This is a genomic window from Lentisphaera profundi (assembly GCF_028728065.1).
GTDB lineage: Bacteria > Verrucomicrobiota > Lentisphaeria > Lentisphaerales > Lentisphaeraceae > Lentisphaera > Lentisphaera profundi.
This window is the reverse complement of the sequence record NZ_CP117812.1, coordinates 1,706,468-1,721,175: the sequence shown is the minus strand read 5'-3', so window position 1 is coordinate 1,721,175 and position 14,708 is coordinate 1,706,468. Positions and strand designations below refer to the sequence as shown.

General features: G+C 41.7%; 11 protein-coding genes. 7 read left to right on the top strand and 4 right to left on the bottom strand.

All coding sequences use genetic code 11. The annotated features are described in order from the left end of the window. The first annotated feature begins 33 nt into the window (after positions 1 to 33). Positions 34 to 237, top strand: coding sequence for a hypothetical protein (locus PQO03_RS18060; protein WP_274152299.1), 204 nt, complete (start codon positions 34 to 36; stop codon positions 235 to 237). A 746-nt stretch (positions 238 to 983) separates the two neighbouring features. Next, positions 984 to 2,309, top strand: coding sequence for an ATP-binding protein (locus PQO03_RS18055; protein ID WP_274152298.1), 1,326 nt, complete (start codon positions 984 to 986; stop codon positions 2,307 to 2,309). Between the two features lie 100 nt (positions 2,310 to 2,409). On the opposite strand, the gene PQO03_RS18050 is transcribed toward PQO03_RS18055, so the two are convergent. From PQO03_RS18050 to PQO03_RS18035, 4 genes are all read right to left on the bottom strand, one after another. Further along, complete coding sequence (locus PQO03_RS18050) at positions 2,410 to 3,192, bottom strand: sulfatase-like hydrolase/transferase (RefSeq protein WP_274152297.1); 783 nt, start codon at positions 3,190 to 3,192, stop codon at positions 2,410 to 2,412. Between the two features lie 15 nt (positions 3,193 to 3,207). Further along, positions 3,208 to 4,623 carry a sulfatase family protein gene (locus PQO03_RS18045; protein ID WP_274152295.1) on the bottom strand — a complete coding sequence of 472 codons (1,416 nt, stop codon included), beginning with the start codon at positions 4,621 to 4,623 and terminating at the stop codon, positions 3,208 to 3,210. Positions 4,624 to 4,710: 87 nt separating this feature from the next. Further along, positions 4,711 to 5,277, bottom strand: a complete 567-nt coding sequence (locus PQO03_RS18040) for a hypothetical protein (RefSeq protein ID WP_274152293.1) — start codon at positions 5,275 to 5,277, stop codon at positions 4,711 to 4,713. Between the two features lie 291 nt (positions 5,278 to 5,568). Continuing rightward, the gene (locus PQO03_RS18035; RefSeq protein ID WP_274152291.1) at positions 5,569 to 6,348 is read right to left on the bottom strand and encodes a prepilin-type N-terminal cleavage/methylation domain-containing protein; all 780 of its coding nucleotides are present in this window, start codon (positions 6,346 to 6,348) and stop codon (positions 5,569 to 5,571) included. Positions 6,349 to 6,895: 547 nt separating this feature from the next. Between PQO03_RS18035 and PQO03_RS18030 the strand changes: the two genes are divergently transcribed. The 5 genes from PQO03_RS18030 to PQO03_RS18010 all read left to right on the top strand — a co-directional run bounded on the left by PQO03_RS18030 (position 6,896) and on the right by PQO03_RS18010 (position 14,576). Then, positions 6,896 to 7,456 carry a glycoside hydrolase family protein gene (locus tag PQO03_RS18030; RefSeq protein ID WP_337993456.1) on the top strand — a complete coding sequence of 187 codons (561 nt, stop codon included), beginning with the start codon at positions 6,896 to 6,898 and terminating at the stop codon, positions 7,454 to 7,456. 305 nt (positions 7,457 to 7,761) lie between these two features. Further along, positions 7,762 to 9,504: an arylsulfatase gene (locus PQO03_RS18025; protein ID WP_274152290.1), complete on the top strand. Its 1,743-nt coding sequence runs from the start codon at positions 7,762 to 7,764 to the stop codon at positions 9,502 to 9,504. 10 nt (positions 9,505 to 9,514) lie between these two features. Further along, entirely contained in the window at positions 9,515 to 11,287 is a 1,773-nt protein-coding gene (locus tag PQO03_RS18020) for a glycoside hydrolase family 32 protein (protein ID WP_274152288.1), read from the top strand. Next, entirely contained in the window at positions 11,280 to 12,599 is a 1,320-nt protein-coding gene (locus PQO03_RS18015) for a sulfatase-like hydrolase/transferase (RefSeq protein WP_274152286.1), read from the top strand. The genes PQO03_RS18020 and PQO03_RS18015 overlap by 8 nt, the downstream gene beginning before the upstream one ends. Before the next feature lie 240 nt (positions 12,600 to 12,839). Next, positions 12,840 to 14,576 (top strand): arylsulfatase, encoded by a 1,737-nt coding sequence (locus PQO03_RS18010; RefSeq protein WP_274152284.1) that lies wholly within the window; start codon positions 12,840 to 12,842, stop codon positions 14,574 to 14,576. The last annotated feature ends 132 nt before the right edge of the window (positions 14,577 to 14,708 follow it).

The window sequence follows — 14,708 nt, the reverse complement described above, 5'->3', positions numbered from 1 at the left end:
TGAGGAAATTACTGTTTCACGGTTACCGACGCGATGAAGGTTAAGTTGAAGGTGCGGATGCTGCTCGACCGAGGCATGGCTGATTTGGCACTCAACGAAGGCGCCGCTTACTTTATGGTGCGTGTCCCGAACGATCCCAAGAAGCCGATCCTCACCTGCAGCGCGAAAGGTGGCGAATCGGCAGTAAGCGAAGTGAAAATGTATCAGCTCAGCTCGATCTGGGAAAATGATAATTAGAGGATCTTGGAATGGCCCCGGTACGTAATTAATAAAATTAAATATGTTACGTCCCCGGAGCCATATACCCGAATCCATGACAGAAAGGAAATAAAAAGTACCCTTGACGGACTACGTCTGTAGTCTAGACTACAGATGTAGCCCGTCTTGTCTAAAATTATGACCCTACCTAAAATTACGGGAAAGACATGTCCGATAGAAAAATGCGATTTTTGTAAGTTATTCATATTACCCGAAATAACAAATAAAACCTGACTGAAGTAGAGGTAGTATAGCTGTCACTACATTTCCTGAAAATACTCACGATGCCAACCTTGACAACGGAGAGTCATTAAAACGGAACCTGTCCCGCGGCACCCGCGGCTCATTCAAATGCACTCATTTATCACCTCGCTTGTTATACTGCTTCACCAGAAGCGATGTTAATTTATTACATTCATGCTTATCTGATGGTGGACAGTCAGGATCTTGACTGTGAGAATCCAGTACCATTAACGGAAAGACATTTTACGCTAAATAATAATGTTTGATGCATAAAAAGATATATTATACTTGTTCTTTCATGCAGATAAAGATATATTAAGGATTAATCTTCATGCAGATAAGGATACATTAAGGACTAGTCTTCATGTAGATAAAGAAGATTTAGGAGTAAAACTTCATGCGAATAAAGATATATTTAGTAGGAATCTTTGTGTAGAGTATGATCTTTAAAATAAAAACAACAACTAGTATAAAATACCAATATGATAAGAAATATAACACAAGAATTACTTAAGTGGTCAAATAACACAAGAAGAAAGCCATTATTGCTACAAGGAGCACGGCAAGTTGGGAAAACATACATTCTAAAGGACTTTGGGGAGAGCTTATCATCCAGCTATTTTTATTTAAATTTTGAGGATAAACAGCTACACTCAATTTTCCTAGATGGTGCGTACGATACAGAGAAGATCCTCTTCCGTATAGAAGCTTATTTTAACAAGGCAATAAATCGTGTTGATGACTTGATAATTTTTGATGAGATTCAAGACTGCCCGCAAGCGATATCATCATTAAAGTATTTCTGTGAAAAGCACCCGGAAATGAGAATTGCCTGTGCAGGTTCACACATCGGCATTGAACGGGGTGAATACCCATTCCCAGTAGGAAAAGTTAACTTTCTCACACTGTATCCAATGACTTTTGATGAATTTTTAAGAGAAGCGAATGCATATCTTTATAAAGCGATACACGATAGCGTTACACTTCATGTAATAGATGATAGTATTCACAACCTGCTTTGGGATCAATACAAAAAATATACTATTGTTGGAGGTATGCCTGAAGCGGTTGTAGAATACCTTTCAGAAAAACAAGATCTCTATAAGGCCCTTTCAAGAGCGAGGGCAGTGCATTCAGACTTACTAAAGGCTTATACAATGGACTTTGCTAAGTATTCCGGTAAAATAAATGCTCAAAAGATCACCCTTGTATTTAAAAATATTGCAAAACAACTCCAGAAAGTTCACGACGACTCAACACAGCGATACTATTTCAAAGATGTGTTACCTGGTCAATCTAAGTTCATACAACTTCAAGGACCTATTGAGTGGTTGGTCACTTCTGGACTTGCAAGAAAAATACATATTGCATCGAAGCCTGAGTTACCTCTATCTGCTTATTCAAAAGATAATTTATTTAAGTTGTTCTTCTTTGATATTGGATTGCTAGTAACACAACTGAATTTAGGGATGAATGCTGTTATAGACCAGCAAATCGGAAGCTATAAAGGCTTTATTGCTGAGGTCTTCGTTGCACAACAACTCCACAGTTCATATGGGGACGAATTATTTTCATGGCAGAATAACCGAAGCGAAATAGAATTTCTGATTGAGAACCAAAACAAAGTAATTCCGGTAGAGGTTAAATCAGGGAAGAGAACTCAAGCAAAAAGCTTGGCAACATACAAAAAAAAGTACCAACCAGAATTAGCAATAAAACTCAGTGCGAACAATTTACGGTATGAAAACGGCCATATTAACGCACCAATATACTTGGCCGGGCTCCTCAATTCTCTCGTAATTGATTAAGATAAATTAATTAACAAGGACAGGCCTTACAAAACTAAGAAGTAATAATTTCAGTCAACAATCACAGTCTGTTTGCTCAGGCAGTGACATATCTATCAGACTAGATCGCTTTGCTCTTTGCGGTACTCTGCAGTCTTAACTTAAGGTCATCTCTCATGTTCATTTTGCTTTTAACAGTCATTTCTTGAACGCGAGCTGCAGTTCCACGAGTACCGTAATCATCCCAAAAGTTTGCAGGGTATGGAACCTCAATATCATTGAAGGCTGAAATATGGCGCAAAGCCGGCATCCAAGTACGGTGTGTACCTTTGTGATGAATCATCAGCATAAACGGTTTTTCTGGGTCGCGGCTGTTATTCAACCAGTCAATGGACTTGCGGGTAATCACATCTGCAACATAGCCCTTTTCGTGGATCATTCCCTTTTTAGTTACAAATGACGGCTGGTAGTAGCTTCCTTGACCAGGCAGGGTTTCCCAATGATCAAAACCCTGGATTTTCCCGTCTAGATGGGTCTTGCCGACGATTGCGGTCTGATAACCAGCTTTTTGAAGTATTTTGGGGAATGTCTGTTGATTGTGATCAAAACGGCCGATGTTATCTTTCTTACCGTGCTTATGGCTGAATTTTCCCGTCAGCAAAGCCGCACGACTTGGCGCACATATGGAGTTTTCTACATAGCAACGATCAAACCTCATGCCTTCTTTTGCAAGGCGGTCAAGATTTGGGGTAGGACTGAGTTTCGCTAAAATACCTTCGTATGCCCCGATGGCCTGACGTGTATGGTCGTCAGAAAACATCCAGATGATGTTGGGCCTTTGCGCGGCATTCACAGCTCCTGCGCCTGCTATAATGAATGTGGCCAGTAATAGAATCTTTCTCATGACTTGTTCCTTGGGTTAGTATGCCGATGTCGGAATAGTCTTTTTCCACTCAAGCAATATTGTTTTCATATTGTTGGCAATACTTGTTTCTTTGGAAGCTAAATTATTATTTTCTGCAGGGTCTTTTTTGATATTGTATAGTTCAGCAGCACTGCCATTAGGCTTGCACAGGAACTTCCAATCGCCTTGGCGAATTGCCAATTGTGGCGGATTATATTTTTTATTTCCCATCACTTCATATTTCCATTCCCAAAATAATGGCTTCTTATGCTCCTTGCTTTTGCCAAAAAGAATATCGCTAACATCTTCTCCATCGGACTTATAAGTGCGTGGCAGCTTGCCGCCTGAAATCTTGGCTAGGGTTGGCAACCAGTCAGCTCCGCTCCAAATAGCGTCTGACACATGGTTGGCTTTAACTTTGTTTGGCCAGCGGACAATTGCCGGTACATTTACGCCGCCTTCGTACATGCTTCTTTTTCTTCCGCGTGATATACCAGAAGAACCCACCCCAGCATTTGTGGCATCGCCGACCTTGTAGTCTTCAGGGCCATTATCTGAAGTATAAAAGACGATGGTATTTTCTGATAGACCTGATTCGTCAAGGTAGTCAAGCAGTCTGCCGATGGCTTTATCGGTACTTGTCATAGCTGCACAATAAACCTTCATCTGTTCAGTAAAGTTTTCTGCGTCTTCTCCATACTCCTTCATCCACGATTTAAAGTCTTCAGAATTTGCGTTCAGGTTTTTATATTCAGCAAGTTCCTCTTTCGAAGGATTCAACAAACCATGAGGCACTAAGGTCCATAGGTTCAGGTAGAACGGCTTGTCTGATTTTTTTTGTTTTTCCAGATATTCAATAACATCGTCAACAATCCAGTGACTTGCCATGGTGACATTGTGTTCTGTTGAGTTGAAACGTTTGATGTAGGAAGGGCTGGCAGATGCATCATGGGTGACCAGCCATTCATCGAATCCGTAATGCGAAGGAGGACTTTTGAGATCTCTTCCCTCCAGGTGCCACTTGCCGATATGAGCGGTATCGTAACCGGCTTGCTTCATAAGGTCACCTACTGTAAATGCATCGCGATCCAAATAGTCTGGAATACCGCGTTTGACATTAAATTTATGATTCATATAGATGTGGTGTACATTGTGCTGAACGGGGAATTGCCCCGTCATAAAGGCAACCCTGCTCGGAGCACAGACCGTGGCGTTAGTATAGAACTGCGTAAAACGTGTTCCTTCTTTTGCCAATCGGTCAATATTTGGTGTTCGCAGATACGGATGACCGGTAATGCCCAAATCACCAGAGCCTTGGTCATCAGTAAGGATAAAAATTACGTTTGGCTTCTTTGTCTCATGAGTACCTTGAGCTGCATGCACAGCTGCTGTGACCATGAGAAGTATTGATAGTATTAGTTTTTCTTTCATTATTTTCCTATGCTTCTCGTAATTATTTGACTCTTGCCATCAAGCAATATGCTTTATCCTTCTTGATGCTGTTGAGGTTTGAAGGACTTAGTTTTTCTTCTTAAGAAGAGTAAGCGTTGACAGAGCCGCATTTGCCACCTTGTTGACGACAGTGATACTGTGTTTACCCTTGGTCATTAAAAAGTGACCACTTTGTATCAGACCAACTGTGACGGCGTAGTTCTTATCTTCGAATTTCGTTTGCTTAATCGTTTTGACAAACGTTGTTCCGTGTTGCTTACCTTTAAATTGAAATTGGTAGTTGCGGGCTATATTCTCATCGGATTTTAATGATGTGCCAGTTCTCACGACTGCATTAAAGTAGTACTTACCTACTTCAGTGATCTCAAAAGTGTATGTCGCTTCTATATCTTTTTTTCTCAAAATCATTGTCTCATCTTTACCGAAAGCTGGGCTGTTTTTCACGAACTTAACCTCTGCTCCTTCAGTAAGTGTTGCCATTTTTGGCGTGAAGGTTTTAATGACTTTATCAGTGCTTGCTGTTTTTGGAGTGATTTTTTTACTGTCTTTATCAGTAGTTCCTCCAAAGCAAGTTGCAGTGGTGACAGTTCCTGTGGCGATAAGTGCGATTGCGAATTTAAATAGTTTGTTCATGGTTCTTTCTCCATTTTTAGTGATAGTGAGTTGATTTGCAGAAGCTTATTCCTTCTTGGTTTCACCCAAAGGTGTAAGATTCTCTATCTATTATCACAGATGCTGTTTTGGCATGTATATTACACAGGTATAGACCTTTTTGTAAAGCCTTAATATCTGTGCCTATGACTAGACTGTTTTCTTTGTTTTCCGAGGGTAAAGCTATAGTCAGTACTAAATTAAGTTAAACTAAAAAACCTTTCATCCCCAATGCTTCTCTGGTGCATACTCTTTTAAATTAAAAGAATTCTCTTATCTTTGATGATCAAACATTGTGCCAGCGCTAAGAGTTGTACCTGGGCTTTCCTGGCCTTGAAAAAGCTTTTTGCCATTCATGCCTTCAACGTGGCCATCAACAAAGGAAAAATTGGCCAAGCCCTTGCCATCATGACAAAGAAAAAAACCTCGAATTATATCATTTGTGTTATTGATTAGAAGCTGATAATAAGGGAGTATGAGCTTAGAGTGATTGTCATAGCCAGCTCCCTGTCGGTTCATGTTGGCCCAGGTTTCGCCGCTGACAACAACAGAAGCCGGACTGGTGACATCCGTGGATTTTACAGACTCGTATGTGCCATCACTCGGATATCCCATTAAACCATTAAATAGATGACTGGCTGTGCTGGAATATAGGCTGGCATTATAACTTCTTTTAAAGCTGTTATTTCCTCGGGGAACATCATCTGAAGGGCACGCTAATACCGCTGATTCAGAGGTGGGGCCTGTCGCTATCGTATAGTCTAATCCGAGATAGGGAGCTAGTGCATCATCCCAGCCTATAGGACCATGGAGCTCAAACATCCCTGGGTAGAAGCCATTATTATCTGTAGTATATAATATATAAGCCATACCGATTTGTTTTTGATTGCTTTTGCAAACAGTAAACCTGGAGGCCTCACGAGCCTTGGAGAGTACAGGTATAAGTAATGAAGCAAGGATTGCTATAATGCTAATTACCACGAGTAGTTCTAGCAGAGTGAAAGTTTGTTTTTCTTTTAAAGGTGAACTAAAATTGTGACTTGCTGTAACCATTATAAATCCTCTAATTTGATTATGTAGAAATGCTGATTGCTTCCATATACCAATCTTTTTTCTTTTTTGGATGTACAGTATGATTTATTTTTCATTTAAGATGAAATTAAAACCTCATTTTAATGTTACCAGTAGTAGCTCAGAGCTCAAATTGAATTCCTTGGAGCTATAGTGGATCCCATAAACGAGACAATGATGTAAGTTAGCCTAAACTCCATAAAACGAGGATCGCATCATGGCCAAAAGTCGCCGAAGATACCGTAATCAATTTAGCTCAGATAGCTCTTGAAGCAATTCAAGGACTCAAAACCGCTAGTGAGGTAGCATCAGAGCATGGTATTTATATCAAAATGGTAAGTCAGTGGAAGTCTGAACTGACAAAAAATGCCTCAGAGATTTTTGAGAAAAAAACGAAATCTTCTGAAGTGACAGAAAGTTAAAAAGAAGAAATATTGAATCCTCTTTATAAAGAAGTAGGAAAGCTTCAGCTTGAGAATGAATGGCTAAAAAAAAAGTTGCGGCTCGGTCAAATCGCGGAATGTAGTTTCTGGTAAGCCAAGATCTAGTTAAATGGGAAGAAATCTGCTTTGTAAAGGAATTCAACGAGTGTCCTGATTTTTTTGAGCTGACTATAGATGGTGATGAGAACAACATGAAGTGGGTACTTATGGGTGCTGATGCAAATTACATGGTGGGCGATTTTGATGATCGAGAGTTTAAGAGTACAGGCAAGGGCAAGATGGATACGATTCACGGTTGTTATGCCGGACAATGCTTCTCTCATGCCCCAAACGGACGCGTCGTCTATGTCGGTTGGGTTAGAACACTTAAGCTTGGAAAAGACCTTCCCTTAAACCGGGGATTCACCCTGCCACTGGAATTAACTCTGCGAACAAGTCAAAAAGGTGCTAGACTGTTTGCAAGCCGGGTTAAGGACTTGGAAGTCTTGCGCGATAAAGAGTTAAGTTCACTGAAGAATAAAACTCTCTCTGGAGCAGAGAACAAGGTAGTGCTATCCCCAAAAGAAAAGCTTGTCGAATTAAATGTAACAATTAAATTAGATGATCAAGTAGAAGAACTCATTTTTCTTTCGATGATATACCGCTAAGATACAATTTTAAGCGTGGTGGCTTTATTCCTGAAAACGGTAAGCCGCACGGTCGCGCAGGCTTTTCCCTTGACGGGACTCCCCGCACTTTTGAACTGCGCGTCTACATCGACGAAGCTTCATGAGATTCTTTCAAAGCCAGCTCACGGATTCAGGTGATAGCTAAACTAAAATCCTTCAATTAATTTTCATCATGACGTCCACTTCAATCAAATTACTTGTATAAACTCAATAGAAGATAAGCAAATAATCAAGATATGGAACTTAATCGCGCTCCATGTGTAAAATTTAAAAGGAAAGGAGAAATGAAGATTTTTTTTACAATTATCGTTATAGGAGTACTCTCCATAATAGCGACAACAAAGACATGGGCTCAAGACAAGCCGAATGTTATTGTTATTCTAACCGATGATCAGGGATATGGTGATATTTCAGCACACGGTAATCCGGTTCTCAAAACGCCGGAAATGGATAAGCTGTACAGTCAATCAGTCCGCTTTACCGATTTCCATGTGGCATCGAAGTGTACGCCAACGCGAGGCCAACTGATGACTGGGATTGATGCTATGCGTAACGGTGCGACTCGTGTCTGTCAGGGGCTTTCTTTGGTTCGAAATGAGCATAAAATGATGCCAAAATACTTTGCTGATTCCGGATATGCAACAGGCATGTTTGGGAAATGGCATTTGGGTGACTCTTACCCTCATCCTCCACGATTCAGGGGTTTTCAAGAAGTGCTCTCTTTTCGTGCCTGGGGCATCACATCACTTGCCGATTATTGGGGAAACCGTTATTTCGATCCGACTCTGATGCACAACGGCGTCGATAAAAAATACAAAGGCTTTTGCACAGATATTTTCTTTGACGAAGCCATGAACTGGATGAAATCATGCCAGGATGAAAAGAAACCTTTCTTTGTCTATATTCCGACAAATACTCCACATGCTCCGGATGATTCGCCTAAGAAATTTCAAGCACCCTATAAAGGAAAATATAAGGGTATACCAATGCATACGGGGTACTATAGTCAGGTTGCCAATATTGATGAAAATATTGGCCGACTTGAAGCATTTCTTAAAGAATCCGGACTTCGTGACAACAGCATCCTGCTCTTTCTTTCCGACAACGGAACTCGTAGTTCTAGTGCTATGAAAATCTTCAATGCAGGCATGAATAATAAGAAAGGCTCCAATCAGGAAGGTGGGCACCGCGTGCACCTCTTTGTCCGCTGGGTTGATGGTAAACTACAGCATGGTACTGATATTTCAGAGCTGACTATAGTTCAGGACTTGCTGCCGACTCTGGCTGACCTCTGCGGCCTGAAGGGCGATGTTTCCAAACTTGACGGAGTCAGTATCGCTGGCTTACTAAAAGGCAGTAAGAAAAAATTAGAAGAACGCATTTGCGTAAGTCAATTTGGTGAGAAATGTGAGAAGTGGGATAATACCGTAGTTATGAAGGATAAGTGGCGTCTTTATAGATACCGCAATTCTCTGGCCCTTTTCGATGTTAGTGAAGACCCTCATCAGGACAAAAATGTAAGTAAACAGTTTCCCGAAATCACGAAACAACTTTCAGGTCACTATGACAAGTGGTATGCTGACGCTTACTCTGAGTGGAATAAGACGCGCTACTTAATTATCGGAACAGATTACCAGAACCCGGTAACACTTTATGCCAGCGATTGGGTCGGTGAATACTGTGATACTCGTCACGATCTCATTAACAAAAAGGCAAAAGGGTTCTGGAATCTTATCGTTGATCGCGATGCGGAGTACGAAATTGAACTGCGCCGTTGGCCGGAAGAGTCGGGAAAGACGATGATTGAAGGCTATAGAGCTAATAAAAAACTTGGTGCCTTGCCAATTGGCAAAGCACAGTTGCTAATTGCAGGCCATGACAAGACGATCGATGTGAAATCGCAAGATACAGTGGCGAAATTCAGCGCCAACCTGAAAAAAGGAACGACCAAACTAACGGCAAACTTTCTAGATAAAAGTGGTGAGCTTATCGCTTGTGCTACTTATGTGAAAGTGACGCGAAAATAGGAGTTTATTAGTGAAATTATTTTTTATGAAACCAATGGAAGTGAAATCAGTTGCGATTTTCATGGCAATTATATGCCTAAGCTCTTTTAGTGCCTTCGCAGCAGATCGAGAGATCAAACTTACCGGCAAATACCTGCTGATTCCTATAGCAAATCATGATGCAAAAATCCGACCGGGGAAATTAACGGTCAGTGTCGATGACGTTTTGATTTTTTCTTGCGGAGCTAAGACTGCAGCCAAGGAAGGCCAAATCGCCTGGTGGGCACATATAGACCTAAGTGAATATAAAGGCAAAACAGTAAAAGTGTCTCATCCAAACTCTAAGCACTTTATGAGCTCAGATGAGATTAAAAATACCATGCCCTTGTATCAAGAAAAGGGGCGTCCACAGATTCACTTCAGCCAGATGCGTGGCTGGAATAACGACACCAATGGCATGGTCTACTATGACGGTGAGTACCACCTCATGTGGCAATCCAATCCGATGGGCAATAATATGGGCAATCAGATGTGGGGGCATGCCGTCAGTAAAGACCTGGTTCACTGGCAGGAACTCCCGTTAGCCCTGCGCGGCTTTGGCAAAGGTGTGGAGAAGCGCCACGCGTCAATGGCAGATGGGGCCTGTTATTCAGGTAGTGCATTTGTTGACCATAACAACACCCTTGGAAAACAAAAAGGTAAAACAAAAACTATCGTCGCAGCGTTCACCGACACGAAACTTGGAGAATCTCTTGCCTATTCAACGGATAAAGGTCGCACCTTTACACTCTTGAGGGAGCACAACCCAGTATATACTCACAAGAAGATCGGCCGGGACCCCAAAATCATCTGGCATGAACCAACTAAGAGTTGGGTGATGGTGGTCTTTGCTATTAAAGAAGGTGCTAGAAATAGTGGAATGCAGTTCCTCGTTAGTAAAGACTTAGTAAAATGGGAAGAAACCTGCTTTGTAAAGGGATTCAACGAGTGTCCGGAATTCTTTCAGTTACCTGTCGATGGTGACAAGAACAAAATGAAGTGGGTCCTTATGGGCGCAGATGCCAATTATATGGTGGGAGATTTTAACGGTCGTGAATTTAAGAGTACAGGCAAGGGCAAGATGGATACGATTCACGGTTGTTATGCCGGACAATGCTTCTCTCATGCTCCCGACGGACGCGTCATCTATGTCGGTTGGGTTAGAACACTTAAGCTTGGAAAAGACCTTCCCTTCAACCAGGGATTCACCCTGCCACTGGAATTGACTTTGAGGACAAGCCAAAGGGGGCAGAGATTATTTGCAAGTCCGGTTAAGGACTTGGAAGTCTTGCGCGATAAAGAGTTAAGTTCACTGAAGAATAAAACTCTCTCTGGAGCAGAGAACAAGGTAGTGCTATCCCCAAAACAAAAGCTTGTCGAATTCAATGTAACAATTAAAGCAGATGATCAAGCAGAAGAACTCATTTTTTCTTTCGATGGTGTACCGCTAAGATACAACTTTAAGCGTGGTGGTTTTATTCCTGAAAATGGTAAGCCTCATGGACGTTCAGGTTTTTCCCTTGACGGGACTCCCCGAAACTTTGAACTGCGCGTCTACATCGACGAAGCTTCAGTTGAAATCTTCGCCGAAGAAGGCAGCGCTTATTTTATATTGCCACGGTCGGCTGAAACAGTAGGAGAGCCCGTAAAAGAGATTTCCATGACTGTCAATGGCGGCAGCGCCACTATTAAGTCCATGACGGTGCACAAACTCAAGTCGATCTGGAAGAAATCAAATCAAAAGGAAGTAGATAGAAGTGAATAGATCAATTTTTACATTTATTTACTTAGTGGTGATGTGCTGCGTAGGAAGCTTCGCAGCAGACCAAACATCAGCAAAAAAATCTAAAAAAGCTAGGCCAAACATTCTGATTATCTTTACCGATGATCAAGGTTATGCCGATCTCGGCTGTTTTGGTAATAAAAAAAACAAGACTCCTAGAATGGATAAACTGGCTACAGAAGGCACTAAATTCACCAGCTTTTATGCCCAGGCAGTATGTGGGCCATCACGTTCGGCATTGCTAACTGGTCGTTACCCGAAACGCAGTAAAGGATGGAGCATGCCGGCAACTGAGGTGACTTTTGCAGAAATAATGAAAGATGCCGGGTACCAAACGGCCTGTGTGGGAAAATGGGACGTATCAAACCGTAAGGCCATTATTGACCGTATGCCCAATGCCCAGGGTTTCGATTATTATTGGGGGCCATTGGGAGCAAATGACGGAGGCAGATGTATTTTTCACCTGAATAATGAGCCAGATGGAGAGACGAGAGATATGGGAAGTCTGATTCGTAGGTATACGGACAAAACCATAGATTATCTAAAAAATAAGCGCGACCCAAATAAGCCCTTTATCTTTTATTTGGCACACACCATGATGCATACCATTATCGATGCATCTCCGAAATTTAAAGGCAAATCGGCCGGTGGCCTCTACGGTGATGTTGTCGAAGAATTTGACTACGAAACAGGACGGCTTTTAGATACGCTTGATGAATTGGGACTGCGCGAGAACACAATAGTTATCTACACATCGGATAATGGTCCGTGGAATCAGCCTGAGTATTATGAAAAGAAAAAAGGTCACCCGAAAGAATCTATTTTCTGGGGTGAATCCGGACCTCTGAGAAACGGCAAAGGTTCACCATATGAAGGTGGCTATCGCTTGCCCTGCATCGTGCGCTGGCCTGGCAAGGTTCCCGCAGACCGAAGTTCCGATGCGATTTTTGCTACTATTGATTTCCTGCCGACCTTTGCCAAATTTTCAGGAGCAAGCGTGCCAACAGACCGCACAATAGATGGTATAGATCAGACAGAACTTCTTTTGGGTAAAAGTGAAAAAGGACGCGATGACTTTTATTTTGATGGTGCGGGTGTTCGTAAAGGGAAATGGAAGTTTCTTGACGCTGAAATGAAGTCCTCGACTTATGCAGAGGAAACAGGCTCGGCAAAAACCGACAGGCTATTCAATTTAGAAACAGATCTTGGTGAGAAGAATAATCTCGCAAAACAATACCCGGAAGTACTTTCTGAACTTAAAAAACTATATCAAAAAATCAAAAAGTCGAAGTAGTAGTCGCATTTGATGAAAATACAGTAATACAAGTGGCAGCACTGGCTATGATGTGATGCTCAATTTGCGACTTCTTGCAGAAGAACTAACCGGATGTAAACCACTAAAAAATTTCAGTTCTTTTTCATCATGACGTCCACTTCAATCAAATTACTTGTATAAACTCAATAGAAGATAAGCAAATAATCAATATATGGAACTTAATCACAGTCCATGTATAAAACTTAGAAGGAGTTAGAAATGAAGAATTTTTTTACAATTATCGTTATAGGAGTACTCTCCATAATAGCTACAACAAAGACATGGGCTCAAGACAAGCCGAATGTTATTGTTATTCTAACCGATGATCAGGGCTATGGTGACATATCAGCCCATGGCAATCCGGTTCTTAAAACACCGGTCATGGATCAGTTGAGAAGCGAATCGGCTCGTTTTAGCGATTTCCACGTAGCTCCTAAGTGCACGCCGACCCGTGGATCGCTTATGACAGGGATGGATGCCATGCGCAATGGCGCCACCCGTGTGTGTCAGGGGCGTTCGATTGTTCGCCGCGATATTAAGATGATGCCACAGTATTTTGCAGAATCTGGGTATGCCACCGGCATGTTCGGTAAGTGGCACCTTGGCGATGCCTACCCGCACCGACCACGCTTTAGGGGTTTTCAAGAAGTGCTCTCTTTTCGTGCCTGGGGAATAACATCTCTGGCGGACTATTGGCAGAATAGCTACTTCAACCCGATGCTTATGCTCAATGGTGTTGACACTAAGTACAAGGGCTACGTAACCGATATATTCTTTGACGAAGCTATGAAATGGATGAAGAAATGCAAAGATAGTAATAAACCATTTTTTGTGTATCTCCCGACAAATACGCCACATGTTCCCGATATTTCACCAGACAAATTTTCAGCTCCTTACAAAGGAAACTTTAAAGGGAAGAAGATGCCGGATCAGTTTTACGGTATGATTGCCAATATTGACGAGAATCTCGGTCGTCTCGAAGCATTTCTCAAAAAGAGTGGATTGCGCGATAACACCATCCTTATTTATTTATCAGATAACGGAACGCAGAATAAAGCTGCGTACGAAATCTTTAATGCAGGGATGAAAGATAAGAAAGGTAGTTTATATGAAGGTGGGCATCGCGTACCATTATTTGTCCGCTGGATCGATGGTGAACTCCAGCATGGCAAGGAGATCTCAGAGCTTACCATTGTGCAGGATTTACTCCCCACTCTTGTTGATCTTTGTGGCCTTAAAGGTGATGTGTCAAAGTTGGACGGGACAAGCCTTGCAAAGCTCCTTAAAGGTGATGAGACAAGATTGGCAGACCGTATAACTGTTACCCAGTTTGGTGAAAAATGTCAAAAGTGGAATCAGACTGTGATTATGAAGGATAAATGGCGCCTGATGAATAATAAATTGTATGATGTCAGCAAAGATCCGCACCAGGATAAAAATGTATACAGTCAGTTTCCGGAAATAGCTCAACAACTTACGGCACATTACGATAGCTGGTATGAACGAACTAAGCCACTGTGGGATAAGGAACGTTACGCTATTGTCGGAACCGACTATCAAAATCCGCTTACGCTTTATGCCAGCGACTGGATTGGCGGATACTGTGATAATTCTGGTGGACTGTTTGTCGCAAAAGCAAAAGGTTATTGGGATCTGATTGTGGATCGCGATGGTGAATATGAAATAGAACTGCGTCGCTGGCCGGAAGAGTCGCAAAAAACATTTATAGAAGCGCAAGGACCCAAGGGCTGGGAGAAAAAATCTGCACGGCCAATTACTCAAGCACAATTAAAGCTTGCTGATTTTAATAAAACGATCGCCACAAAACCGGAAGATACAGTTGCTAAATTTACCCTTAAGCTAAAAGCTGGAAAAACTAAGTTGACTGCAAACTTATTAGATAAAGACGGTGAAATACTTTGCGGAGCCATGTACGTAAAAATCACGAGAAAATAATAGGCAGCAAAGTGTGAAAGCTATATATAATATACAATAACTGAGAGAAAATATGAGAACAATTTTATTTACACTAGCCTTCGTGATAATGTCTATTACGAACATTGTTCAAGCAGTCGAAGATATACCGAT

Excerpts from the sequence above, each read along its gene's own strand:
- PQO03_RS18060 (WP_274152299.1), top strand. The coding sequence starts at position 34 with ATGAAGGTTAAGTTGAAGGTGCGGATGCTGCTCGACCGAGGCATGGCT.
- PQO03_RS18055 (WP_274152298.1), top strand. The coding sequence starts at position 984 with ATGATAAGAAATATAACACAAGAATTACTTAAGTGGTCAAATAACACA.
- PQO03_RS18050 (WP_274152297.1), bottom strand. The coding sequence starts at position 3,192 with ATGAGAAAGATTCTATTACTGGCCACATTCATTATAGCAGGCGCAGGA.
- PQO03_RS18045 (WP_274152295.1), bottom strand. The coding sequence starts at position 4,623 with ATGAAAGAAAAACTAATACTATCAATACTTCTCATGGTCACAGCAGCT.
- PQO03_RS18040 (WP_274152293.1), bottom strand. The coding sequence starts at position 5,277 with ATGAACAAACTATTTAAATTCGCAATCGCACTTATCGCCACAGGAACT.
- PQO03_RS18035 (WP_274152291.1), bottom strand. The coding sequence starts at position 6,348 with ATGGTTACAGCAAGTCACAATTTTAGTTCACCTTTAAAAGAAAAACAA.
- PQO03_RS18025 (WP_274152290.1), top strand. The coding sequence starts at position 7,762 with ATGAAGATTTTTTTTACAATTATCGTTATAGGAGTACTCTCCATAATA.
- PQO03_RS18010 (WP_274152284.1), top strand. The coding sequence starts at position 12,840 with ATGAAGAATTTTTTTACAATTATCGTTATAGGAGTACTCTCCATAATA.